The organism is Bradyrhizobium sp. (genome assembly GCF_035652035.1).
Lineage (GTDB): Bacteria > Pseudomonadota > Alphaproteobacteria > Rhizobiales > Xanthobacteraceae > Bradyrhizobium.
Map to the genome: position 1 here is coordinate 32,495 of NZ_DASREO010000113.1, position 24,406 is coordinate 56,900.

A 24,406-nucleotide genomic window follows, 5' to 3' on the forward strand; every position below is an offset into this window, starting at 1 on the left:
GAGAAATGTGAAGTGACAGGGAAAGAGATCGTCGACCTCAAGATCGAAGACGGTGTGGCCATCATCACGGTCGACGCGCCGCCGGTGAATACGATCACCGCGGCGGTTCGCGCCGGTCTTGATCAGAAGCTGGACCAATTGAGTGCGTTGTCCGGCGTGAAGGCAGTCGTTCTGGCCTGCGGCGGCAGCACTTTTTTTTCCGGCGCCGACATCGGCGAGTTCGACGGGCCGCCGAAAGAAGCCGAATATCGCGCGCTGTTTGGCCGGCTCGAGAGCCTGAACGTTCCGGTCGTCGCCGCGCTGTTCGGAACGTCGCTGGGTGGCGGCTTCGAGATTGCGCTCGCCTGCCACTACCGGATTGCCGATGCAAAAACACGGATTGGGTTCCCTGAAGTGACCCTTGGAATCATTCCGGGGGCCGGCGGGACGCAACGGCTGCCGCGCCTGATCGGCGCAGAAAAGGCCCTCGGCATGATCATAAGCGCGCGCCCGATCGACGCCAGGACGGCGCTTGAATACGGGGCCATCGACCGGATCGCGGAAGGCCGCGTCAACGACGCTGCGATTGCCTATGCGCGCGAATTGGTGGCGCAGGGCGCCGGACCGCGGCGCACGGGCGCAATGAAGGTCGATCCCGCCACCGCCACGCCGGAGGTTCTCTCCCGCATCGAAGCGGAAGCGATAAAACTCTATCCCAACAGGGTTGCCGCGCAGACCGCTGTCGCCGCCGTGCGCGCCTCGCTTGCGATGGAATTTGCTGACGGCCTTCTGGAGGAAGAGCGCCTCGTCAATGGGGCGAAGCTCTCGGCGGAAAGCAAAGGGGCGATCCATGTCTTCTTTGCTGAACGCGAGACCCGCAAGATCACCGACATTCCCGCCGAGACCAGGGGCAGGCAGATCGGGAAGGCCGGCATCGTCGGTGCGGGAACGATGGGCGGCGGTATTGCCATTTGTTTCGCCAATGCCGGAATACCCGTCACGATCATCGATGCCAACGAGAACGGCTTGAGGCGCGGGATCGAGACCATCGAGGCGACCTACGCGACGATGGTCAAGCGCGGTCGGCTCACCGAACACGAAAAGGCGCGCCGCATGAGCCTGATCTCGGGCTCGCTGAGCTACGATGCGTTGGGAGATGCCGACGTTGTCGTCGAAGCGGTGTTCGAAAATATGGAGTTGAAGAAGAAGATTTTTGCGACACTCGACAAGATCGCAAAGCCGGGCGCGGTGCTTGCGACCAATACCTCGACGCTGGATGTCGAGGAGATCGGCAAGGCGACGTCGCGCCCGCAGGATGTCGTGGGATTGCACTTCTTCTCGCCGGCCAATGTTATGCCGCTTCTGGAAGTGGTCAGGACACGGCAGACCTCGCCCGGAACCATCAAGACGGCGATCGACCTCTCGCGTCCTCTCAAGAAAACGCCGGTGTTGACGAAGGTCTGCTACGGATTCGTGGGTAACCGCATGATGGAGGGCTATGCGCGCGAAGCCGAGCGGATGGTACTGGAAGGTTCGACGCCGCGCGAAGTCGATACGGCGCTGGAGAAGTGGGGCATGGCAATGGGCATTCTCGCCGTCTTCGACATGGCCGGCGTCGATGTCGGAACCAGCGTGCATACGGCAAACGCTGACAAATATCCGATCGATCCAACCTACTATCAGGCGGATTTCGCGTTGGTGGAAGCGGGGCGGCTGGGACAGAAGAACGGCAAGGGCTATTATCGCTATGAGAAAGGCGACCGCACCCGTTACGATGATCCGGAGGCCATCGCGATTCTGCGCCAGCGTGCGGCCGAGCTGCAGGTGCCTCAGTTCGCGCACAGTGAGAAAGAGATCGTCGAGCGCTGTCTCTGTCCGCTCATCAATGAAGGCTTCCGGATTCTCGAAGAGGGCATTGTGCAGCGTGCCGCCGACATCGACGTTGTCTGGACCAGCGGCTACGGCTTTCCGCGCTATCGTGGCGGCCCGATCCACTACGCCGAGACGATTGGCCTGAAAAATGTCCTCGCCGGGATCGAGAAGTACCGCGACCGATTTGGTCCCCAGCATTGGCAGCCGGCAAACCTCCTTGTCGAGCTTGCAAACAGCGGACGTAGCGTCGCCGATTGGGAGAAAGTCGCCGGTCACTGCCGGCAATCGTCACCTGACAAATAAAAGAAGCCGCTGATCGTGACGATCAGCGGCCCAAAGTATGGGGTGAAAAAACTCGAGTATCCGATCCGGTATGGATCAGATACTTATAATTTATAACTAAATTTCGAGCCGAGTCAAACACCGGATACGGACTACCGCTTCCGGAATGACTGGTGGTGACGGTCGGCTTGGTCGATCGAGGCGGCACCTGCCGGTCGTGGTTGTTCGCGGATTGCCGTGATCGCGCGACCTGCCGAATCCGGTCACTCGCCTTCCGGCCGCGCCTGCGGCGGCAAATCATTTGTAACCTATCGTTACCGTTTGGCTTGAATTCACACTGGTTAACAAAACGACGCTCTTCGAGACATCCGCCGGAAAAGTGCCTAGCGGAAGTTCATGGCCGACAAATCAGTCGCCTGGTTGTTCTCATCTGTCGAGCTGTCGTTCTCATGGCCTTCGTCAAGACGCTTCTGTTTCCACTGGCCGTCTGCGGTGCATTGCTGCTGCCGGAGTACGAACTCTGGTCGCTCGATTATTGGAGCGACACGCCAGGCGGCGCGTCGTCTCTTCTGGCGATCAGTGGCGGCGCGACAAGCAAGCTAGACCCGGTTGGGTACGCAGACTCGCAGGGCTGGATGGTCGCCCCCTGGGACGACGATGACGACGACTAGGCTAGCGTCAACGCAGGCAAACGGCGTTTTCTTCCGACATTCCAGAACAGGACCAGAAAGTCATGCAATTCGAAGGGCGAGCCGTCCTGTTGCGGATATTGGCTGCCGGCGCTGCGGCTGCGCTGCCCGCGATGGCATGCGCGCAATCCGCGCAGCCGGATTCGTCGGTGTGGACGTTACCGGTGACGGTGCCGTCAGTGCCGTTTCTCCCGACGCCGTCCGGCCTCTGGACCGTCACGATCGGCGCCGGCGGCAGCTTCCAGCCGTACTTTCTTGGCGGAACACATTACACGCTTAGTCCAATCCCGATCTTCAGCGCGCAGCCGGGAGGCTCGGGCCAGCACCAATTCATCAGTCCGCGCGACAGTGGCGGTATCGCTCTGTTTGACGCCGGTGGCTTTCGCGCGGGTCCCGTCATCGCGGGCCTGCCGGCGCGCAAGGCGAGCAACGATTCCGCCCTCAACGGTCTTAATGACGTCAAGAGCACGATCGAGCTTGGCGGCTTTGTCGAATACTTTCCGGTCGACTGGTTTCGCGCCCGCGCCGAAGTGCGTCGCGGCATTCGCGGAGCCGACGGTGTATTTGCGGATTTGACAGCGGACGCGATCGTGCCGATCTGGGATCGCCTGACCTGGTCGGCCGGCCCGCGGCTGTCGTTCGCCAACACGCATGCGACGTCGCCGTTTTTCAGCATTGATCAGACGGAAGCGCTGGCATCGGGGCTGCCGGTTTTCAACGCCGGCGGCGGACTGCAGTCGGTTGGGGTAGGGACGCAATTGCGCTACCAGGTCACGCCGCAATGGGAGGTCCATTCCACCATCGAGTATCAGCGACTCACCGGCGATGCCGCTGCAAGCCCGTTGACCACCCAACGCGGCTCGCCCAACCAGACCAGTTTCACAATCGGTGGGTCCTATTCATTCGACCTCAGGGTCCGCTGAGGCGGCCATGCGGGGCATCATCGGGTGGCGTCGGCTCGGATCGGCCGTGGCGGCGTTGCTCGCCCTTTCGGCGTGCGCGTCCATGGAGGCGACAAACCGGCTCCAAGGCATCAAGACCATCGGAATCATCTCGGCCATCGGCGACAAGTTCACCTTCACCGAAACCGGTCTGACCGGATTCGATAACGCACCGCATTCGGCTTCGATCGAAGCCTGGGGAATCGACGAGCAAATAGTCGCTCAGGCAACCTCGATTCTCGGTCGGAACTTTCAGGTGCAGACCCTTAGCTATCCGCGCGAGATATTCGCGGCGTTGGAGAAAAAGTCAGCCATTCCAGCCGCGGACCTCTTGCGAGAAAATCCGCTCAAGCGGGAGGACCCGTTCAAGGAAAGCATCGTCAACCATGTCTCGCCGCAGGGCCTTGACGCTTATGTCGTCATCACGAAGGCCACGCTCAAATTCGGCACAAGGGGCGTTCCGGTGAGCGGCATAGGCCTCATCAACCACAGCGCGCTGCTTAATTCGTCCGCTATGGTGCATGCGCTCTACGTCATTCGCGTCGTCGACGGACACACCTTTCGCACCATCGACAAGAAAACGGCCTCGCCTTTGGACAATTCCAGCATCATCAAGCTGACCGGGCCGAGCCGACCGTTCGATGCGGCAGTGCCGCCGATATCAGATCCACTCCAGAACGAATCGCTCAAGGTCGCGGTATCGGACCTTATCAACCGCAGCCTCGAGCCAACGTTGAGAGACTTACATTTGACCACGCCATAGAGGCTGCAATTGACAGGAGCGAATGTGCTGCCGGACGCGGCCCTCAGTTCACCCGGGTCCAGGTTTGGGTTCGACACAGCAGGCCGATCACCAGACAGGCTTCCATCTTGATCTCATTTGGCCCGTCCATCGAAAAGTTGGCGTTATAGAATTTGCCTTCGTTCGGCGAATAGACCTTTCCGGTCCATTCGCCGGCAGCGCGGCCAGGCTTCAGGTCAGTGAGCAGCTGCAAGCCGAGGAGCGGTCTGTTTCGACTTGCCGGATCGGGATTATTCTTGTCGGTGAGCGGCTCGCCGGTTTGTGGATCGTTCGAAATCTTCAACCAGGTGATATTGCCGCACAGCGCCGGGCCGCACGGGCTGATGCGCACGCGCGTATTGCCGGTCGGATTGAGCCAGACTCCTGCGACCTCTGCCGGCTGCGCGGGCACCGGCATCGGCTTGTTGTTCGACGGCGGTTTCTGGGCCAACGCTGCCGTTGCCGTAACCATCAGGCTTGCCCCGATCGCAGCCAAGGCTCTCTTCATCATCAAGCTCCGTTTTGAAGTTTCGATCCGACCATGATTGCGGCTCGCGCATTTCACGAATGTGTCCTGGCGCGTGGTGGAGTATTGCCGAATTCGGCTCGGCACTCCTCGAGCGGCTCTTGGCAAGCACGAGCAGTTGGCCGAGTGTGTGATAGAGCGAGGAGCTTTCAACGACATCCAGTCTGATCGCCCAGCTAGGTGCCGCACATAGATGCCGATGCAGGCGGAGGCCCGCGGCTGCGATCCAGCGCGTGCACCGCCATCCGGACGGTTCGGCAAACGCCGCTCTGACATCTTCCGAGCTTTCGACTGCAGACATTGTGACCTCGTGCGCGCAATGTCACGGAACCGCCCTTTTTCCTGACTTGCTTCCTGTTCGCAGGGTGCACGTCATAAGTGTCCGGAAAACCTCCAACTGGCACCGATTTGTTTTCGCATTGCGTCGCCTGCCGCAGATGCAACACTCGTTTACAAATCTCTGGCTTTGGCGGATGCGAGGGATGAGCTAGCTAATCGAAATGATAGCAACCCCACACCTTCTGATTGTTGATGACGACCGCGCCATTCGCGACCTGCTGACGAAGTTCTTCGTCCAGCATGGATATCGCGTCTCGGTCGCGGCCGAGGGCAGGGCGATGCAGCAGGTATTGCAGGCCGCGCGCATCGACCTCATCGTGCTCGACGTCATGTTGCCGGGTGAGGACGGCTTGAGCCTTTGCCGGCGCTTACGCGCCGACAGCACCATTCCCATCATCATGCTGACGGCCAAAGGAGAAGATACCGACCGTATCCTTGGTCTCGAGATGGGAGCAGACGACTATCTGCCCAAGGATTTCAATCCACGCGAACTGCTGTCCCGCGTGCGTGCCGTGCTGCGAAGAAGCACAACTCCCGCGGCCCAGGAGTTCTCGACGGCCAGCCGCGTGCTCGAGTTTCACGGCTGGCGGCTTGTGCTGGCCAGACGCCAGCTGTTCTCGCCCGCAGGCGCGCTGGTGCCGCTGCGAGCCGGCGAATACGACATCCTTCTCGCGCTTGTCGAGCGCCCGCAGCGCGTCCTGACGCGCGATCAATTGCTGGACCTCGCTCACGGCCGCGCGGCAAACGTGTACGACCGCAGCATCGACGTACAGATCAGCCGGTTGCGTCGCAAGATCGAAGCCGACCCGAAAGAACCGGAGTTCATCAAGACGGTACGGAGCGGCGGGTACGTGTTTTCCGGCGTGGTGACAACCGCGGGAGACGAGCTGTGAGACTGTCCTATCCTGACACGATCGCTGCAAGGATCGGGGCGACGATTGTCACCTGCGTGGCCGCGATGGTCGCGATCAGCGCCGTCCTCATCTATCTCGAGGGCGCGTCGAACGGCGAGGTCGCCGAATGGATCGCGCAGGGGCGGGTCATCAATGCAGTGCAGATTCTTAATGCCGGTCCGAAGCGCGAGCGCGCGACGCTTGCCGCGGCGCTCAACACGCCGGCGATCGGCGTCCTGTTGCGCGATGCGCCGGCTATCGCGAAGAGTGAAGAAATTGGCTTTCGACCCCATAGATTTGGCCAGTTGCTGCTGGCACACGTCGCTGACCTTCATGTAGCCCCATTGATCGCCGATCGCTCGTCTCTGCCTGAGGCGGAGGATCCCTTTGCCCATGAGTTGCCTGCTCAGCCCGGCGACCTCCTCGTCCAGGTGGCGTTGCCGCAGGGCCAGTGGGTGCTGCTCAACGTTGCCGCGAGCAACTTCAAGCGCTCGTGGCAGCGCTTTGCACTCAGATTGGGAATTTGGTTTCTGATCGTTGCGCTATTGTCGGTCCTGGCAGCTCGAAGACTTGCCGAACCGATCGCCGATTTCGGACGCGCGGCGGAGCAACTGGGCACGGGGCAGGATGTGTCGCCGCTTGCCGAGCGGGGGCCGCGCGAGCTTCGTGTGGCGACGCGGGCGTTCAACAAGATGCAGGAACGGCTCCGACGGTTTTTGGAAGACCGAACGCGCATGCTCGCCGCGATTTCTCATGATCTGCGGACGCCGCTTGCGAGGCTACGGCTGCGCGCCGAGTTCATGGAGGATGAGGAGCAACGCGCGCAGACTCGCGCCGACCTCGACGCCATGAGCGAGATGATCCGCGCCACGCTCGTCTTCGCTCGCGATGACGCGCAGCGCGAGCAGGCCAATCTGGTCGATCTCAGCGTTCTGGTCGCCGATATCTGCGACGATCTTGCAGAGCTCGGAGGCGACGTCTCGTTTGCCGAGGCATCGCACGTCAGTGTTCGCTGCCGGCCGACCGCGGTCGGGCGCGCCGTTGCCAATCTGATCGAAAACGCCGTCAAATATGGCGGCTGTGCCCGGGTCCAGCTCCTGAGCGAGGCGCATGGCGTAGCTGTCGTCGTTGACGACGACGGCCCGGGAATTCCCCTCGACGAGCAGGAAAAAGTGTTTGCGCCCTTCTACAGGCTCGAGCAGTCGCGCAACCGCGACACCGGAGGTGTCGGGCTTGGTCTGGCCGTCAGCCGAACCATCGCAAGGGAGCACGGCGGCGATGTGAAGCTTTTCAATCGGACACCCTGCGGTTTGCGCGCGCGACTGGAACTGCCAGCGCAGCAAAGCGAGCTGCAATCCGGGAAACGCCGTTCAGCGACCGCTCTTTCGGGGTGCTGAGACCTTGACGGTCGCGGAGACCGTCCAAGCGAACAACGACGGTCGCGCGCCGATCACGGTCCAAGCGAGATCTGGACGTATGCGGATCGCTGCGAGGTGATCCGCTGCTCGTGGAATCAGGATTCTTGCCTCTTCGTTGGATTTGCAAAGGCGCCGGTTCGCCTGAGAGGCTGCGCCAATGCCGGGAGAAAGGCCTCATGCAAAAAAGAAAACCGGCTCTTGTCAGGATGGTGATGGTGGCCACGCTGCTTTATCCGCCCTGTGCGCTCGCCCAGACCAGCGGAGGAAGCGGCGCTCATGGCGGCAACGCGTGCGCCCAGACGACGACCGGCATTGCCTCCGACGAGGCCCATATCTCGCCGCCCGGCACCAACGCGTTGGGAACAGCGAACTCATCCGATGTCTTGGGTAGCGGGAGCCAATATGGAACCAAGTGACAGCCAGAGTGTCGATCCCAAAATTCGGGCCGAAGACGCCAGGATCGACGCAAAGATCAAGAATATTTGCCGAGGCTGTTGATCGCGCGCGCGGCGGTGTCCGCGCCGTGTAGCGAACCAAAATCCATTTAATGAGACAGAATAAAAATTAGTATTTCCAATATCTTATTTTCATATTGTATAATTTTTGAGATTAGTATTGTAATTGATACAAGATCATGACAAGCTCCTTCCGTTGGGGATTTCAACGGAGGAGGGGTGTCAAAATGAGTGTTGCGGCAGACAGCATTGAGCATGTTCCGACCACTGTCGACAGAAATGCATGGAAGGCGCTGATTGGCTCCGCGCTTGGCTATGCCATGGACGGATTCGATCTTCTCATTCTCGGCTTCATGCTGCGAACGATCGCCGGCGACCTCGGACTTTCGCAGGCGCAGTCGGCTTCGCTGGTGACGGCGACACTGATCGGGGCTGTGATCGGCGGCATCGGTTTCGGTATGTTGTCCGATCGGCTCGGCCGCGTGCGCGTCCTCACCTGGACGATCGTCGTGTTCGCGGTGTTCACCGGGCTTTGTGCGTTTGCACGCGGTTATTGGGATCTCCTGATCTACCGCACCATCGCCGGCGTTGGCCTTGGCGGCGAATTCGGGATCGGCATGGCGTTGGTGGCCGAAGCCTGGCCGGCCGCAAAGCGCGCCCGCGCATCTTCTTATGTCGGTCTTGGTTGGCAGATCGGCGTGCTTGTCGCGGCTATTGCAACGCCTTTGTTGCTGCCCGTGATCGGATGGCGCGGCATGTTCGCGCTCGGCGTGTTCCCGGCGGTCGCGGCCTATTTCATCCGCGCCTCGCTGCATGAACCCGAAGTCTTTGTAGCGAAGTCGAAAGACCATCCAAAGGAGTCGGCGCTGCATCTTCTGGTGAAAGACAGCGAAACCGCCAAGCTCAGCCTCGGCATGGTCATCCTCTGTTCGGTGCAGAACTTCGGCTACTACGGCGTGATGATCTGGCTGCCGAACTATCTGTCGACCCGTTTCGGCTTCGCGTTGACGCAGTCAGCGATGTGGACCTGTGTCACACTCGCCGGCATGGCGCTAGGCATCTTCATGTTCGGCCATATTGCCGATCGCATCGGCCGCCGGCCGGCGTTCTTTGCCTACATGCTGGGCGCGGCCGTTATGGTGATGGTCTATTCGCGTCTGACCGACCCGATCCAATTGCTCGTCGTCGGCGCGGTCATGGGCTTCTTCGTCAACGGCATGCTGGGTGGCTATGGCGCATTGATCAGCGAACTGTTTCCGACCGCAGCCCGCGCCACCGCGCAGAACGTGCTGTTCAATATTGGCCGTGGCGTCGGCGGATTCGGTCCGGTCGTGGTCGGTGCGATCGCGTCCGCTTATTCGTTCGAAACGGCCATTGCGGGGCTTGCCGCGCTTTACGTGCTCGACATCTTCGCGATGTGGCTCCTGATCCCCGAGCGCCGCGGCGCGCAGTTGACCTGACAAGTGAACAGAGGCGGTCATGTCATTAGACAGTCCATCCTTGGCGATGCAGCCGGCGGCAACGCCGTCTGCATCCGGCCAGGCGTCCTGGAAGCCGAGCATCGTCGCCGAGGTCGCCAGGGTCGTCGCCAACACGGCCGTCAACGCCGAGTATCGCCATCTCGTTGTTGATTGCAGCGAGGTCGCGGCCTCGGCGCAGCCAGGGCAATTCTTTCAACTGCTTTGCCCGCATCCGGCAGGCGAGCAGCCCTTCCTGCGGCGTCCGATGTCTCTTTATGGCGCCGATCCGGTGAAACGTCAGGTCGAATTCCTATACAAGGTGACGGGCGCGGGCACGCGCGGACTGGATCTGATCCAGGTTGGCGGCAAGCTCGACATCATGGGGCCGTTGGGCAAAGGCTTCACGCTCGACCCAAAATGGCGGCACATCGTGGCGGTTGGACGCGGCGCGGGCCTTGCCACCCTTGCGCCGCTCGCCAAAGCCGCCAGAGCAAACGGCACCAAGGTCACCGCGATCTTCAGCGCGCGGCGGCCTGAGTTATTGGTCTCCGTTGATCTCTTCAAGAACCACGGCGCCGACGTCGTGCCGGTCACGGATTCCGAACAGACCAGCGGACCAGGCAACGTCGAGCGTATCCTGCGTGGCCTGATCGCGGCAGGAAAGTGCGACGCGTACTTCACCTGCGGTTCGTGCCGCCTGATGCGCGTGCAGCAGCGGCTCGCGATCGAATTCGGCCTGCCCGGGCAAGTCGCGATGGAGCAGCAAATGGCCTGCGGCATCGGGCTTTGTTACTGCTGTGTGCGCGACTTCAATGTCGGCGGCGAAATCGTCAACCGCAGGGTTTGTTGGGACGGACCCGTGTTCGACCTGTTGGAGGCGCTGCCATGATCAAGCCGTTCTCCATCGATCTCTCGGTCAATGTCGGAGGTCTCAAGCTGCGCAACCCGGTGATGCCCGCGTCTGGCACCTTTGCCGAAGGCCTCGACAAGGTGATCGACTTCAACCGCCTTGGCGCCTTCGTGACCAAGACGGTCACGCGTGAATTGCGCGCCGGCAATCCATTGCCACGCGTCGTCGAGCGGCCGGGCAGCTTGATCAACGCGATCGGGATTCCCTCCAAGGGCGTGCCGCATTTCATCGAGAAGATCATCCCGCAATATGCCGCTTACGAATCGCCGCTCGTCGTCAGCATTTCGGCGCCAACGGCGGAGGGATTTGCCAGTCTTGCGGCCGAGCTTTCGCTGCCGGGGGTTTCGGCGATCGAAGCGAATATCTCCTGTCCAAACATCGAGGAGGACGGCAAGGCCTTTGCGATGCGCGCGGAATCGGCGGAAAAAGTCACCCGTCAATTGCGCGCGGCGACCAAGTTGCCGCTGTGGGTCAAACTCACGCCCAACACCGGCGATATTGCCGAAGTGGCGCGCGCGACGGAGGGGGCCGGCTCGGATGCGGTCGTTGTCGCCAACACATTCCTGTCGATGGCGATCGATCTGAAAACCTTCAAGCCGTGCCTCGGTAATATCATGGGCGGCCTGTCGGGCCCCGCCATCAAGCCGATCGTGGTGCGCCAGGTGTTTCAGTGCGCCAAAGCCGTGAAGATTCCGATCATCGGCTGCGGCGGCATTTCTTCGGCTGAAGATGCGATCGAGTACATGCTGGCCGGCGCGACCGCCGTGCAGGTCGGCACGGCGACCTTCGTGCAGCCGGCGGCGATGGTCAGCATCATCGACGGCATCGAGATCTTCTGTCTGCAACGCGAGATACGCAGCGTGACCGATCTCGTTCATGGCGTTGTGATCGAGGAGGCCGACGATCAGGATCTCGCCTGGCTCAGTCCGCCGACATGACCATGCAAGATACTCAGAACCGCAACGTTTTCATCGACGACGCCGATGATCGTGCATTGGCCGCTCAGTTGTTCGACGCCCTTCGCGCGGCGTCATTCGACGGCGTCGGCGTTACACGCGAAAGTTACACTGCGAAAGAATCGTTGGCGCTCGACATCGTCGAAGCCAAAGCGCGTGAGTATGGCCTTGAGACGGCGCGCGATGGCGGCGCCAATCTTGTCGTGACGCTTCCAGGCACCGAACCGGATTTGCCTTTTCTCGCCTGCGGCTCGCACCTCGATTCGGTGCCGCAGGGCGGCAATTTCGACGGCGCGGCAGGCGTGGTCGCCGGCCTCGCCGTGCTCGCGCGTCTAAAGCGTGACAGGATCACGCCGCGCCGAACGATCAAGCTGTTCGGTCTGCGTGGTGAGGAGAGCTCGCATTTCGGCAAGGCCTATATGGGTTCGCTGGCGCTGTTCGGAAAACTCACGCCGGAAGACCTGAATGTGAAGGATCGAGACGGCCGTTCGCTCGGTGACTGCATGGGGTCGGTTGGCGCCGACGTGGCGCGGATCGAAAAGGGCGAGGCGCTGCTCGACGCGAGGCGCGTCGCGGCCTGGGTCGAGCTTCATATCGAGCAAGGTCCAGTGCTGGTTGCGCGTGAGCTTCCGGTCGGCATCGTCACCGGGATTCGCGGCAACGTGCGGCATCGAACGGTCGAATGCCTCGGCGAGGCCGGGCATTCCGGCGCCGTGCCGCGCTGGCTGCGGCACGATGCCGTGTTTGCGGTCGCCGAACTGATGACGCATCTTGATCGTCATTGGCGGACGCTCTTGGAGCGCGGGCGCGACGTGGTCGTGACGTCAGGCGTTTTCGGAACCGACCCCGCCGAGCATGCGATCGCCCGCATTCCAGGAAAAGTGTCGTTTTCTTTCGAGGTGCGCAGCCAGAGCAGGGAGACGCTCGAAGGCTTCTACGATCTGTTCCGTTCCGAGTGTAATCTCATTGCCGAAGAGCGCGGCGTGGAGTTCTCCTTCGACCGCCGGCTGGAATCGGCGCCGGCGACCATGGATTCGGACTGGGTGCGGCGCCTCCGGAAGTCCGCGCAAGCGCTTGGCCTGCCCGATGAGGAAATCCCCAGCGGCGCAGGGCATGATGCGGCGGTCTTTGCAAATGCCGGAATCCCCAGCGCCATGATATTTGTGCGCAACGAAAATGGCTCGCATAATCCGAAAGAGGCGATGAATCTGGATGATTTCGTCGCGGGAATCGCGGTAATGCGGGCCGGGATCGAAGAGGCTGTCCAATGAGCGTGACCGAACTGTTCGAAAAGGCGGCGCCCAAGCGCGTCGACAGCATCACGATCCGCCGGCCGGATGACTTTCACGTTCATCTGCGCGATGGCGCGATGCTGAGTGCGGTGCTTCCGTTCACGGCGGCGCAATTTGCCCGCGGCATTATCATGCCCAATCTGGTGCCGCCGGTCACGACGGTTGCCGCCGCAAAAGCCTACCGCGAGCGAATTCTCGCAGCGCGCGCGGCGACCTCCGACTTCCAGCCGCTGATGACCTGTTACCTGACGGATGTGACCTCGCCGGACGAGATCGAACGCGGGTTCAAGGATCGCGTCTGGTTCGCCGCCAAACTGTATCCCGCCGGCGCCACCACCAATGCGCATCACGGCGTGACGGATATTCCGGCGCTCGCCCCTGTGCTGGCGCGGATGGAAGAGATCGGCATGCCGGTCTTGATCCATGGCGAAGCGACCGATCCGGCCGTCGACATCTTTGACCGCGAAGCCGTGTTCATGGAACAGAGCCTGCTGCCGATGCGCAAGCGGCATGAAGGCCTGAAGGTCGTGATCGAGCACGTCACGACGGCGGAGACCGCCGATATCGTGCGCGCCCATCGCTCAAACACGGCTGGAACGATCACGCCGCATCACCTCGTCATCAATCGCACGTCATTGTTTCAGGGCGGCCTTCGTCCGCATCTTTATTGTCTGCCTGTCGCCAAGCGCGAACACCATCGTCTTGCTCTGCGCAAGGCCGTGACATCAGGCGACGCATGCTTCTTCATAGGTACCGACACCGCGCCGCATCGCCGCACCGCCAAGGAAGCCGAATGCTGTTCGGCCGGCGTGTTCGGCGGCGCCACGGCGCTGCAAACCTATGTGCAGGTCTTCGACGAGGAGAGCGCGCTCGACCGTTTCGAGGCCTTTGCGTCGGTCAACGGTGCGAAGTTCTACGGCCTCGAGCTCAATCGCGGCACGATCACGCTGGAGCGGCGGGAGTCACCCGTGATGGCGGCGGTCGCGGTGGAGGACACCGACGTCGTCGTCTTCCAGGGCGGGCAGACGCTGCCATGGTCGGTCGGAGAGGTATCGCCATGAACGATCAAGCGATCAGGCAGGAGATCGGCGGCGAAGTTGCACGGCTGTTGTTCGAAGGCGGCGCCATCCATGTCAGCCGGCAGCAGCCTTTTATTCTCGCGGCGGGTTGGGCAAGCCCGGTCTATGTCGACGTACGCGTCATCCTTGGCGATCCCGCGTTACGGCAAGCGGTCACGCAACTCGCTGTCCGCTATGTGTCCGCGGTGCTGCCGAAAGCCTCGATCGATGCCGTCGCCGGCGCAGAGACCGCCGGCATTCCCTTTGCCGCCTGGCTTGCCGACAAGCTCAATGTGCGAATGCGCTATGTGCGCAAGCGTCCGCTCGGCATCGGCCGCAACGCGCAGGTCGAGGGCGGCGATGTCGACGGGCTCAAGGTATTGCTGGTCGACGACCTCACTACCGACGGCGGCAGCAAGCTCAACTTCGCGCGGGGCTTGCGCGCCGCAGGCGCCTTGGTCGAGCATGCGCTGACGATCTTCTATCATGACGTCTTTCCCGGTGCGGCCGAGCGGCTCGCGCAGGCTGGCCTCACGCTGCATCCGCTCGCCACCTGGGCCGACATCCTGCGTTCGCCGGCGGCAAGTCAGATTTCGCCGCAGGACCGCGCCGAGGTCGAGCGCTTTCTCGCCGATCCGGTCGCCTGGTCGACGCGGCACGGTGGGCGCTCGAAGTTGTCGGCTCGGAGCTAAAGAGCTAAGAGGCCTTTCGCGTGGGCGATCGCATCGCTGACCGCTCCAGGATCATGCGAAGCTGATGGGCCGCCTCGCGTCCCTTATGGGCGCGCCGCCATAGTTTCTCGACCAGCCGCTCGTAGAGTCGTACCGGTTCTTCATCGGCCGTCAGCATCGCGACGCCAGTGCGGATATTTGGCAGTTCACCGCCGAGCCGGAATGGGCTGAGGCCCAGCAGCGTGCGCTCGGATGTACGAAACAGCTGGAAAGTGATGTTGGGCAGCGGCTCCTCGATCAGGCCGATCTGGATGCCCATCGGTTCCTGTTCGATCAGCTTGATCAGATGCTCGACCTCGGCGCGTGCGGCGAGGCGCCGCTCGACGATCTCGTTTGCGGGCAGGTCGAAGCGGCCGACCAGGCCGAGTTTCAGCCAGCGTTCGATCTCCGGCATGTTGACGAAGTTGACGACGCTCAAGTGGCGGCGATCACGCGCATGCTTGCGCTCGTCGAGCACCGCGATGATCGTGTCGATCTCGGTTTCGTAGTCCTTGCCGTCATCGGCATAGGAGGGGGCGGCCTCGATCAGCGTCTGCTTGAGCTGGCGTCCGTAGTCATCCGACGTCAGGAGGTAGGAGAGGGGCGGAAAATGCGCGATGACCTGTTCGGACTTTTCTTCGATCTGCCGCATCCGCTCGAAGTAGCTGACGGCGTTGGCGTAGTATTCGACGCCGAGGCCGAGCAGCGAGCCGACTGAAGTTTCCAGAACGCTGGCGAGCCGATCGAGCGTCTCGATCTTGACGACCTCGCCGGCCTCGATGCGATAGACCGCGGCGCGCGACACCCCGAGACGTTCGGCGACCTGTTCCGCCGCGAGGCCTCGGCCCATCCGGTAAGCGCGCAGCCTTTCACCGATCTCGGCAAAGCGGTTATTCGTGGCGCTCATTTTTGCCTCTGATCCCGTGCGTGATCTCATTTGTCTCATATTTGAGACAGAGGCGTACATGATTTTCGGCGCCCAGGAAAGCCCTAAATGCCGGCTCCCGGCCACATCACCGGAAAACGTTCGGCGGTATTTGACGGACTCAGACCAGCTCGACGGATGCGATCTGGTTCAGCGCGCGGATCTGTTGATCCGGAGCAAGCGCGATTGCGCTCTCGGCGTCGCGGACGACAGACAGCAGCCGCTGAAATGTGCTCTCCGCTACGCCTGCGGGAAGCGGCTCCTCGTCGAACGAAGCGATGAAGGGATCAAGCATCGAGGACAACAGCCGGTAGACCGCACGATGCTCCGCATCGGTCTCAGCCAATGCGTCCGTCTTTTGCTGAAGGGTGACGTAGGTCTTGAGACCTGGATGCTGGTGCGAGAGCCAGCTATGCAACTCAACCATGTTGTTTCCTCGTCGGTACGCGAGAAGAAACAACCACTTCTATCGCGAAATACCTGTTAACGCAAGCTTTTTATGAAGCCCGGCGGTGCGGAGACGTGCGGCGGTTCGGTCTCGTATACCGACGCGGCGCGCCGGTTTCGAACCCGGCGCATGTCGTTAAAGCGTTACACGAGCCGGGCGGCTGCCAGTTCATTCAAAATCTGAATCTGCTGCTGCGCTGGCGCCGCTAACGCTTTCTCCGCCTGAGCGACGATCTCGAGCAAATGCCGGTAGGTCTCTTCGGCGACCTCGACCGGAACGGCCTCGGCGTCGTAGCGGGCGATATATTCGTCTGTCAGTCCGGCGAGCAGGCGGTAGAGCGCGCGATGCTGAGCGTCCGAGGAGACGCGGTCCAGCAGAGTCTGCCTGAAGGCCTTGTAGGTCTTCAGCCCGTGATGCTGCTGTGACAGCCAGTCGGTGAGTTCGGCCATGATGCTTTCTCCTGTTCGAGGCGTGAAGAAAGCGATTGTTTGTAGCAGCCCGAAGACAGCCTTGCAACAAAATTTGAGACAAATTTACAAATTTGTACAGGGCTGCCAAACCGCCGCTATTCGCCCTTCAGCCGCTGATCCTCCTGAACCCGGACCTGCTCGGCGCCCTTCGCGCCGGCGTCCGACAATCGCAGCATACTCAAGACCGCGCCCGCCACTGCGAAGCCGACGCCTGCGAACAGCGCGAGCCGCGTCCCTTCCTGCGGGAAGCGGGCGAGCAAGAGTGACACCAGCGATGCGCCAATTGTCTGGCCGAGCAGACGCGCCGTCCCGAGCATGCCGCTGGCGCCGCCCGAGCGTTGGCGCGGGGCGGCTGCGATCATGGTGCGGTTGTTCGGGGTCTGGAACAGGCCGAAGCCTGCGCCGGCGACCGCCATCCGCCACGCCACGTCGAACAGCGAGGGATGGAGCGGCAACCACGCGAGAGCGCCGAGGCCGAGCGCAAACAGCACGAGCCCAATTCCGCCGAGAAGGCCGGCCGGATAGCGCTCCACGAGCCGTCCAGCGAGGGGGGCGGCAAAAACGATCGCGATCGGCCAGGGCGTGATCAACAAACCGATCTCGACCGCCGAATAGCCAAAACGGCTTTCGAGATAAAAGGGCAGTGCGACGAAGGCCAGCATCTGTCCGCAGAAGGATGCGATCGAAGTCGCGATCGAGAGTGAGAAGATCGGAATGCGCAGCAGGTCCAGCGGCAGCAGCGGCGAGGTGACGTGCTTTTGCGCCCGCACCAAAAGAAAACCCGCGATGATCGCGGCACCCAACTCGGCAAGCGCAATCACGACATCTTCGCCGTGGCCGACGCTGTCGATCGCAGCAAGACCCAGACCGAATGTGACCGCGCTCAGCGCCGCACTCTTCCAGTCGAAGTCATGACCGGCAGGCTTCGTATACGGCAGATATTTGCTGCCGATCACAAACGCGGCGAGGCCGAGCGGAATGTTGATTGCAAACAAATATGGCCACGACCCGACCGCCAGAATTCCCGATGCAATTGTCGGCCCGACGGCCGCAGACACCGCAACAACCATGGCATTGATGCCTATCCCCCGCCCAAGCATCGCGCGTGGATAGATGTGCCGGACCAGCGCCATGTTAACGGCCATGATCCCCGCCGCGCCAAATCCTTGCAGGATGCGGGCCGCTGTCAGCAGGACAAGCGTGTGCGCAAGCACGCAAAACAGCGACGCGATCGTGAACAGGACCAATCCGGCAATGTAGACCCGACGATAGCCGATAATTTCGCCGAGCGAGGCCAGCGGCAGCAGCGAGATGGTGATCGCGAGTTGATAGCCGTTGACGATCCAGATCGAAAAGGCCGGGCTCGCATGAAGGTCGCGCGCGATGGTCGGCAGCGCGACATTGGCGATCGCGCCGTCCATCACCGCCATGACCAGGCCGATCGCGATCGTGACGATCGCCCAGCCGCGCTGCGGCTGCGGCAGGCCGTCTACGGAATGGATTGGCGCTGCTGGCGCTGGCGTCACGTCGCGATGGACCTTGTGGTATCGAATGCAGGTGTCCTGGCCAAGATACCAGACGGTTGACGCTTGCATATGCCGGGAGTTCCGAGAGGCGGGTTAACATTCTTGAACCAGGCACTGGATTTCGGACGTGAGATGCTTCCGTCTTGCGCGCATCACGATGCGCCGCTCAGGCGCGCGACCATATTCCTGGTGTAATGGGCCAGCAGAACCGGCGCGGTGTTCCCTATCGTGTCAATTCGCCCGCCGTGCTTGAGGACCAGCAGCCCAACGAGATAGGTGACCAGTGCCGCCGCTTCGATGCGGACCATCGGTCGAAACGGCTTCTTCGCAATCTTGCCAACCTGTTCGGCCAGTTGTTCGAGCAGAGCGTCGAATTGCCGCTTGAGCGCCTCATCGAGTCCGCGACCGAGTTTCGCCTTGCGCTCCACGTTAAAGACGGCCAACGCCAAGGCAAGATCAGATGGGTGCGCGTCGTAGTATTTGTAGATCGCGAGCGTCCCGCGCTTGAGAGCCTTGGCCGGCGGGACGACATTGTTCATCGCGCGCCTGACCTCGACCGTGATCGACGACAGTGACCCGCCCAGCACGACTGCAAACAGTTCTTCCTTGGAAGGAAAGTGCGGGTAGATCGCGCCTGTCGTGCATCCCGCCATTTGAGCGATCGCCCTGATCGACGCTCCTTCCAGCCCGGATGTTTCGAACACGCGGCGGGCCGCATTGACGATCACCTGCCGGCGATGCTGGTCGAGGGTCCGTTGATAGGTTCGTGATGCAGCCGGCATTGACTCTATCCGTAACGATGTATTCTATAGATAACAATGTTATTTTCAGCAAGCGCAGGATGAATTCTCTGGAATTTTCCACAGCGTTCGGGAACGGGACAGCGTCATGAGTAGCCATGAAAATGCGGCGGGTACTTCGCCGTCGCTCACGCCCCTGCAAGTCGAGGGGTTGATCGTCAGAAATCTGCCGCCGATCGATCACCACGGGGAAGCCGTCGAGCAGATCGGGCCGGGCTCCATTCGCGTCCGGCTTCCCTACCGGCATGAGTATATGGGCGCCGAACCCTGGCAGGACGGCGCGGGACAGGTCTTTTCGGGGCCGATGGTCATGGGGTTTGCGGACACAACCATGTACGCCTGCGTGATCGCCGCCATGGGACCCGGCGTTATTCCGGTGATGGCGAACCTCAACATCACCTTTCTGCGCCCGGCGAAGGCGCGCGACCTGATCGCAGAGGCGCGGATCGTTCGCCGCGGCGGTCGGCTGCATTATCTCGAATGCTGGCTGACCTCGCATGGCGAGCAGGAACCGTGTGCTCACATTACGTCTACGTATCGGGTCGCTGCCCGCGTACCGACCAGCATGGTGGGCTGAGCAGCTCCGGACGATCGAGCGCTGGAGCTCCGGTTCAACGGCCCGGGCAGAAATGCTAGAGCCGGGTGCATGACCTCGGTTTCTCGTTTTCCCGACTGGTGCTCGCTCTCCGCGAGCGAGCGTCTTACTGCGCTTGAACAGTGCCGGCGGCGGTTCTCCGGCATCGGGCGGCGGCTCAATGCCGTCGAGCACATCCATCCCGCCGAAGCGCCGCGTCAGGGCCCGCTCTCTGGCTTGCCTTACGTGGCCAAGGATATGTTCGCGACTGGACGCAGCCGGCCGTCATGGGGATGCATGACACCGCAGGCACCGGCGTCGCCGCGAGCCTCGGTCGTCGATCGCTTCGATGAGGCCGGCGCCAGTCTGCTCGGCACAGCGACGATGACGGAACTCGCTTATGAAGCTTCCGGGATCGGCCGGCGCGGTGCGCTCAATCCATGGCGGTTCGATGCGATCCCCGGCGGCTCTTCGACCGGGTCCGCCATCCTCGTCGCCTCCGGCTGCTGTTTCGCTGCGCTCGGTTCCGACACCGCGGGCTCCGTGCGAATTCCCGCGCATTGCTGCGGCGTCACTGCGCTCAAACCTGGCTACGGCAGGATCTCCCTGGACGGCGCGATGTCGCTGGCGCCCTCACTCGACACTTTTGGAATGTTCGCACGAAGCGCCGCCGATCTTGCGTTGCTATGGCCCGTGGTTTCCGGCGAGCCGTCGACTGTATCGAAAGACCTGCCGCGCGCGGTGGTGTTGCAGGACGCGCTCGATTCCTCCGATGCCGAGATCGCGGCCATCGTGCGCAGCGCCATCGGTGTGCTCGCCGAGAGCGGCATGATGGTTGAGGAGAGATCTGGCTTTCCGGAAGAAGCGGATCGGCAAACGCTGGCCGTTCTGCAAGCCGAGGCGACGCGGGAGCATCGCGCGCGTATCGACGACCCTGCTGTCGATGCCACTTTGCGCAAGCGCTTGAACAAGGGACTTTCAATTTCAGACACCGAACTTGGCTCTGCGCTGGCTGCGCGCGAAAAGCTTCGAGATCAATTTATCTTGTCCTTTCTTGATGAGGCGGACGTCGCCATTCTGCCTGCGATGCCGATCGCAACGCCGCGCGTGACAGAGGTCGACCCGGCTTCCGCGAATTTCAATCCGCGCGTGCTTTACGCGCTCAGCCGCTTCACCCGCTTCGTCAATTATTTGGGCCTCCCTGCATTGGCCGCTCCTGCCGGCTTTGACAGCGGCGGAATGCCAGTCGGCTTGCAACTGATCGGGCGTCCCGGGAGTGAGGCGCTTCTGCTTCAGATCGCCATCAGGTTGCAGGACCGGACCGACTGGCACGGCCGGGTGCCGACGGGGATCGCGTCCGAGATCGCCGACCAGCCATGATGCGCCCGATCGTCGCCAAAGCGGCAGGGCACATTGCGTAACGGGCGGGAATTGGTGCAATCTTTGCCTGCAACGCCACAGGCATCGGCTGAACGAAACGGAGGCAGATCGTGCGCACATTGCGACAGCTTGCTGGACTTTGGTTCATCCTCGCAACGATTGGATCGTTGCCTTTGCCGGCGCGCGCGATCGGACCGGAGCCTGCGCCGTTGCCGCAGCCGGTCGAACTGACGGTCGGCTACCAGAAGGTCGGCCATCTCGCGCCGGTCATACTCGTCGCCGACGATTTGAACAAGCTCGGCGTCAATCTCAAGCTGGTCGAATTCGTTCGTTATGCCGATGCGCGCACCGCTCTGCTTGCGGGCTCTCTCGATGCGGCCTCCGTCGGGCCGGCGGACCTGGCGATTTCGCTCGCGCAAGGATCGACCAATGTCGTCGGGCTGATGGGCGTCGGCTCATCGCCCAAATACGTGATCGGCCGCAACGGCGTGAAGTTCGATAACTGGGCCGACCTGAAGGGCAAGAAGATCGCGATCGCGCCAGGCTCGGCGGTCTGGTTTCAGTTTGCTGCGACGCTGGTCGAAAACAGCATACCCTATAACAGCTTTGAGGCCGTGAACATTCAGGGCGGTGGCGCCAATTTTGATCAGGCTTTGAAGAAGGGCGAGGTCGACGGCCTCGTCACCTGGGAGCCGTTCGAATCCATCCCCGTGATGGATGGCTACGGCTATTTTGCCAAGGGGCTCGAATACGGTTCGTCGAAGGCGGTCGGCGCGGAGCTTGGCATGTTCATGACGACGAAGACGGCGATTGATGCCAAGCGTGCCGCGATCGAGCGCTTTGTTTGGGCCTACCTCAAGAAGCAGGAGGAGCTCGCGAAATCGCCCGCCGCTTTTGCCGCCGCTTACGCGCAGCTCTCCGGCATGGCGCCGGATGTCGCGGCGCAGGCGTCAAAGATCATCAAGCTTGGCGAAGTGATCTCGCCTGACCAGATCAAACGCCAGGCCAAGGGCTTTGCCGACCTCGGCGTGATCCAGAAGGATGTCTCCGGCGAGATCGATGCGCATTGGGACGGCTCGTTCGTCGAGAAGGCGCTGGGCAAGTGAGCGGGAAAACGAGCGAGGGGTGAACCACGCCGCGTCGCAAGGATTGCGCCAATGTCGATCTCGACCGGACCCGTCGCTTCAAGGCAGGAATTGTCGGCTTCCCGTCTGGCCTCGTTGATACTTTCTCCCGCTGGCCGCGGGAATTTTCGGCAGCTCCTGCTCGCCGTTGTCCTTCCCGTAATGGTGATCGCGCTCTGGCAATGGGCCGGAAACGGCGGTTCGCTGTTTGGTGGCGTGTTGCCGACGCCGGATCGGGTCTGGCAAGCATGGAAAGTGTGGGCATTCGGCTCAAGCGGGCTCAGTCTCAATCCCTATAGCGGCACCTGGCTTGCCAACTTGCTGTTTTCCGCCGAGCGCGTCGGCAAGGGATTTTTGCTCGCGATTGTTGTTGCGGTGCCGGTCGGACTTGCGATCGGCTGGAACAGGGTCGCGTCTGGCACTCTCGATCCCACTGTTCAACTGCTGCGGCCGATCCCAATCACGGCGTGGCTGCCGTTTTCTATCGCCGTATTCGGCATTCGCGACATGGGCGCGGTGTTCCTGATTGCGCTCGGCGCCTTCTATCCGATCGTGGTCAACACCGCGCAGGGCGCGCGCGACATCGAGCGCAATCTGGTGCGTGCCGCGATGATGATGGGCGCGGGACGCTGGACGATTCTGCGGCGCGTCGTATTGCCAGCGTCATTGCCGTCGATCTTTACGGGGTTGCGGATCGGGCTCGGCATCGCCTGGACCGCCGTCATCGTCGCCGAAATGGTCGCGGTCAAATCCGGCCTCGGTTACGTGCTGTGGGACGCCTATTACGTCGGACGCATGGATGTCGTCATCGCCGACATGGCGACCATCGGTCTGCTCGGCCTGATCAGTGACCGCGTCATCCTGTTGATCGAACGATGGGTGCTCGCATGGCGGCGCCTGCAATCGTTCCAGTCGTGATGGCGTGAAATGGGCACGATCGCTTTCGAAAACGTTTCCAAGACTTTCTCCGGCCAATCCGAGGTGCGGGCGCTGGAAGGGATCAATCTCGCGATCGGGGAGGGCGAGTTCGTTGCGTTGCTGGGCCCCTCCGGCTGTGGAAAATCGACGCTGCTCAATCTGCTCGCCGGCTTCGAGAAAACGACCGAGGGCACACTTTTGTTTGACGGCAAGACCGTGACGCGGCCGGGTCCAGACCGCGGCGTCGTCTTTCAGGAAGCGGCTTTGTTTCCCTGGCTCACCGTCTGGCAGAACGTGATTTTCGGGCCGCAGGTGCAGGGCGTTGCGCGCGCCGATTACGAATCGAAATCGCGAAACCTGCTGAAGCTGGTCGGCCTGGAATCCTTTGCCGATGCCTTGCCGGTGCAGTTATCAGGTGGCATGCGCCAGCGCGTCGGCATAGCGCGCGTGCTGGCGATGTCTCCGAAGGCGCTTCTGATGGACGAGCCGTTCGGCGCGCTGGATGCGCAGACGCGGCTATCGATGCAGCAATTGCTGCTCGATGTCTGGCAATCGCTCGGCACGACGGTGCTGTTCGTTACCCACGATATCGACGAAGCAATCCTGCTGTCGGATCGGATTTGCGTGATGTCGGCGCGGCCCGGCCGGATCATTCGCACTATTCCGATCACGCTGACGCGTCCGCGCTCGATCGCGAGCCTCACCAGCACCGACTTCGTCGCTTATAAGGCGCATATCATGTCCGATATGAAGGTCGGCGCCGTTCCCGCTTGAGGTTGCCAATGGCAAATCCGCGTATTCCCTATTTGCTTTCGTCGGCTCGCGCGCCGCTGCCGCCGCTGCAGCGAAAAAGAATTCTCGTGCACCTCGTCGTCAACGTCGAGAACTGGCAATTCGACCAGCCGATGCCGCGCACGATCGTCACGCCGCCACATGGCAAGGAGACGGTGCCCGATGTGCCAAACTTTTCCTGGGCCGACTACGGCATGCGCGTGGGACTGCCCCGCATCCTGAAGGCGTTTGCAACGCGGTCCTTGCCGGCTTCCACGAGCTTTAATGCGGGCGTGATCGATGCGTATCCGATGGCAGCCCAGGCGATGCGCGAGGCGGGCTGGGAATTCATCGGCCACGGCATGCACCAGAAGGCCATCAACCATGTCGAGGGCGGCGAGGAGGCGGTCGTCGCTGCCAGCCTCGACAAGATCGAAAGCTTTACCGGTCGGCGGCCACGCGGCTGGCTGTCGCCGGGATTGCGCGAAACCGTCGATACGCCCGAGATCCTGAAGCGCTTAGGCGTCGACTACGTCTGCGACTGGGTGATCGACGACCGGCCGGCATGGATGAGTACCAACGAGGGGCCGCTGATCGCGATGCCCTACAACCTCGAGATCAACGACTCGATCATCTACGCGATCGAACGGCACGCGACCGGAGAGATGGCGCGACGTCTGGAATTCACGCTGCGCAGGTTCGAGACGGAATGCCGTGACAGCGCCATCGTGCTGGCAATCGGACTACATCCGCATCTGATAGCGGTGCCACATCGGATCCATGAACTGGAGCGCATGCTCGATCTGCTGACGACTTCGCCTGACGTTGGCTTTTTCACCGGCAGCCAGCTTGCGGACTGGTATGCGGCCGCCGAGCCAACGCCCTGACGCGGCTTGCGCCTCAGAACAC

At 61.9% G+C, this 24,406-nt stretch carries 25 protein-coding genes; 19 read left to right on the forward strand and 6 right to left on the reverse strand.

The window, feature by feature from the left end:
* Positions 1–12: 12 nt before the first annotated feature.
* The 4 genes from VFB05_RS31845 (at position 13) to VFB05_RS31860 (ending at position 4,526) form a co-directional block, all read left to right on the forward strand.
* On the forward strand, positions 13–2,154 hold the full coding sequence (locus VFB05_RS31845; RefSeq protein WP_325020144.1) for a 3-hydroxyacyl-CoA dehydrogenase NAD-binding domain-containing protein: 2,142 nt from the start codon (positions 13–15) through the stop codon (positions 2,152–2,154).
* A gap of 428 nt (positions 2,155–2,582) precedes the next feature.
* Positions 2,583–2,804: a hypothetical protein gene (locus VFB05_RS31850; RefSeq protein ID WP_325020146.1), complete on the forward strand. Its 222-nt coding sequence runs from the start codon at positions 2,583–2,585 to the stop codon at positions 2,802–2,804.
* A 62-nt stretch (positions 2,805–2,866) separates the two neighbouring features.
* Positions 2,867–3,745 carry a MipA/OmpV family protein gene (locus VFB05_RS31855; protein WP_325020148.1) on the forward strand — a complete coding sequence of 293 codons (879 nt, stop codon included), beginning with the start codon at positions 2,867–2,869 and terminating at the stop codon, positions 3,743–3,745.
* 7 nt (positions 3,746–3,752) lie between these two features.
* Positions 3,753–4,526, forward strand: a complete 774-nt coding sequence (locus VFB05_RS31860) for a hypothetical protein (protein WP_325020150.1) — start codon at positions 3,753–3,755, stop codon at positions 4,524–4,526.
* Positions 4,527–4,569: 43 nt separating this feature from the next.
* On the opposite strand, the gene VFB05_RS31865 is transcribed toward VFB05_RS31860, so the two are convergent.
* Entirely contained in the window at positions 4,570–5,052 is a 483-nt protein-coding gene (locus VFB05_RS31865) for a DUF2147 domain-containing protein (RefSeq protein WP_325020152.1), read from the reverse strand.
* Between the two features lie 518 nt (positions 5,053–5,570).
* Here VFB05_RS31865 and VFB05_RS31870 point away from each other — a divergent pair.
* From VFB05_RS31870 to VFB05_RS31910, 9 genes are all read left to right on the forward strand, one after another.
* On the forward strand, positions 5,571–6,302 hold the full coding sequence (locus VFB05_RS31870; RefSeq protein WP_325020154.1) for a response regulator: 732 nt from the start codon (positions 5,571–5,573) through the stop codon (positions 6,300–6,302).
* Positions 6,299–7,699, forward strand: coding sequence for an ATP-binding protein (locus VFB05_RS31875; RefSeq protein WP_325020156.1), 1,401 nt, complete (start codon positions 6,299–6,301; stop codon positions 7,697–7,699). The genes VFB05_RS31870 and VFB05_RS31875 overlap by 4 nt, the downstream gene beginning before the upstream one ends.
* 197 nt (positions 7,700–7,896) lie before the next feature.
* Complete coding sequence (locus tag VFB05_RS31880; RefSeq protein ID WP_325020158.1) at positions 7,897–8,136, forward strand: hypothetical protein; 240 nt, start codon at positions 7,897–7,899, stop codon at positions 8,134–8,136.
* Between the two features lie 266 nt (positions 8,137–8,402).
* A complete protein-coding gene (locus VFB05_RS31885) occupies positions 8,403–9,635 on the forward strand; it encodes an MFS transporter (RefSeq protein WP_325020160.1) in 1,233 nt (410 codons plus the stop codon).
* Between the two features lie 19 nt (positions 9,636–9,654).
* Entirely contained in the window at positions 9,655–10,524 is an 870-nt protein-coding gene (locus tag VFB05_RS31890; RefSeq protein WP_325020162.1) for a dihydroorotate dehydrogenase electron transfer subunit, read from the forward strand.
* Positions 10,521–11,483 (forward strand): dihydroorotate dehydrogenase, encoded by a 963-nt coding sequence (locus tag VFB05_RS31895; protein WP_325020164.1) that lies wholly within the window; start codon positions 10,521–10,523, stop codon positions 11,481–11,483. The genes VFB05_RS31890 and VFB05_RS31895 overlap by 4 nt, the downstream gene beginning before the upstream one ends.
* A 2-nt stretch (positions 11,484–11,485) precedes the next feature.
* The gene (locus VFB05_RS31900) at positions 11,486–12,772 is read left to right on the forward strand and encodes a Zn-dependent hydrolase (protein ID WP_325020166.1); all 1,287 of its coding nucleotides are present in this window, start codon (positions 11,486–11,488) and stop codon (positions 12,770–12,772) included.
* Positions 12,769–13,854, forward strand: coding sequence for a dihydroorotase (gene pyrC / locus VFB05_RS31905; RefSeq protein WP_325020168.1), 1,086 nt, complete (start codon positions 12,769–12,771; stop codon positions 13,852–13,854). The genes VFB05_RS31900 and pyrC overlap by 4 nt, the downstream gene beginning before the upstream one ends.
* The gene (locus VFB05_RS31910) at positions 13,851–14,543 is read left to right on the forward strand and encodes an orotate phosphoribosyltransferase (protein WP_325020171.1); all 693 of its coding nucleotides are present in this window, start codon (positions 13,851–13,853) and stop codon (positions 14,541–14,543) included. Before pyrC ends, VFB05_RS31910 begins: the two co-directional genes overlap by 4 nt.
* Positions 14,544–14,547: 4 nt before the next feature.
* Here VFB05_RS31910 and VFB05_RS31915 read toward each other — a convergent pair whose 3' ends face one another.
* The 5 genes from VFB05_RS31915 to VFB05_RS31935 all read right to left on the reverse strand — a co-directional run bounded on the left by VFB05_RS31915 (position 14,548) and on the right by VFB05_RS31935 (position 18,712).
* The gene (locus VFB05_RS31915) at positions 14,548–15,468 is read right to left on the reverse strand and encodes a helix-turn-helix transcriptional regulator (RefSeq protein ID WP_325020173.1); all 921 of its coding nucleotides are present in this window, start codon (positions 15,466–15,468) and stop codon (positions 14,548–14,550) included.
* Between the two features lie 139 nt (positions 15,469–15,607).
* Positions 15,608–15,913 (reverse strand): hypothetical protein, encoded by a 306-nt coding sequence (locus VFB05_RS31920; protein WP_325020175.1) that lies wholly within the window; start codon positions 15,911–15,913, stop codon positions 15,608–15,610.
* 164 nt (positions 15,914–16,077) lie between these two features.
* Complete coding sequence (locus VFB05_RS31925) at positions 16,078–16,383, reverse strand: hypothetical protein (protein ID WP_325020177.1); 306 nt, start codon at positions 16,381–16,383, stop codon at positions 16,078–16,080.
* A 116-nt stretch (positions 16,384–16,499) separates the two neighbouring features.
* Positions 16,500–17,906 carry an MFS transporter gene (locus VFB05_RS31930; RefSeq protein WP_325020233.1) on the reverse strand — a complete coding sequence of 469 codons (1,407 nt, stop codon included), beginning with the start codon at positions 17,904–17,906 and terminating at the stop codon, positions 16,500–16,502.
* 176 nt (positions 17,907–18,082) lie between these two features.
* Complete coding sequence (locus tag VFB05_RS31935; RefSeq protein WP_325020179.1) at positions 18,083–18,712, reverse strand: TetR/AcrR family transcriptional regulator; 630 nt, start codon at positions 18,710–18,712, stop codon at positions 18,083–18,085.
* 106 nt (positions 18,713–18,818) lie between these two features.
* Here VFB05_RS31935 and VFB05_RS31940 point away from each other — a divergent pair, with 106 nt between their 5' ends.
* From VFB05_RS31940 to VFB05_RS31965, 6 genes are all read left to right on the forward strand, one after another.
* A complete protein-coding gene (locus tag VFB05_RS31940) occupies positions 18,819–19,307 on the forward strand; it encodes a PaaI family thioesterase (protein ID WP_325020181.1) in 489 nt (162 codons plus the stop codon).
* 69 nt (positions 19,308–19,376) lie between these two features.
* Positions 19,377–20,684, forward strand: a complete 1,308-nt coding sequence (locus VFB05_RS31945; protein WP_325020183.1) for an amidase — start codon at positions 19,377–19,379, stop codon at positions 20,682–20,684.
* A 110-nt stretch (positions 20,685–20,794) separates the two neighbouring features.
* Complete coding sequence (locus VFB05_RS31950; protein ID WP_325020185.1) at positions 20,795–21,790, forward strand: ABC transporter substrate-binding protein; 996 nt, start codon at positions 20,795–20,797, stop codon at positions 21,788–21,790.
* A 51-nt stretch (positions 21,791–21,841) separates the two neighbouring features.
* Positions 21,842–22,726 carry an ABC transporter permease gene (locus VFB05_RS31955; RefSeq protein WP_325020187.1) on the forward strand — a complete coding sequence of 295 codons (885 nt, stop codon included), beginning with the start codon at positions 21,842–21,844 and terminating at the stop codon, positions 22,724–22,726.
* Between the two features lie 9 nt (positions 22,727–22,735).
* Entirely contained in the window at positions 22,736–23,500 is a 765-nt protein-coding gene (locus VFB05_RS31960) for an ABC transporter ATP-binding protein (RefSeq protein WP_325020189.1), read from the forward strand.
* 8 nt (positions 23,501–23,508) lie between these two features.
* Entirely contained in the window at positions 23,509–24,384 is an 876-nt protein-coding gene (locus VFB05_RS31965) for a polysaccharide deacetylase family protein (RefSeq protein ID WP_325020191.1), read from the forward strand.
* Positions 24,385–24,406: the final 22 nt, after the last annotated feature.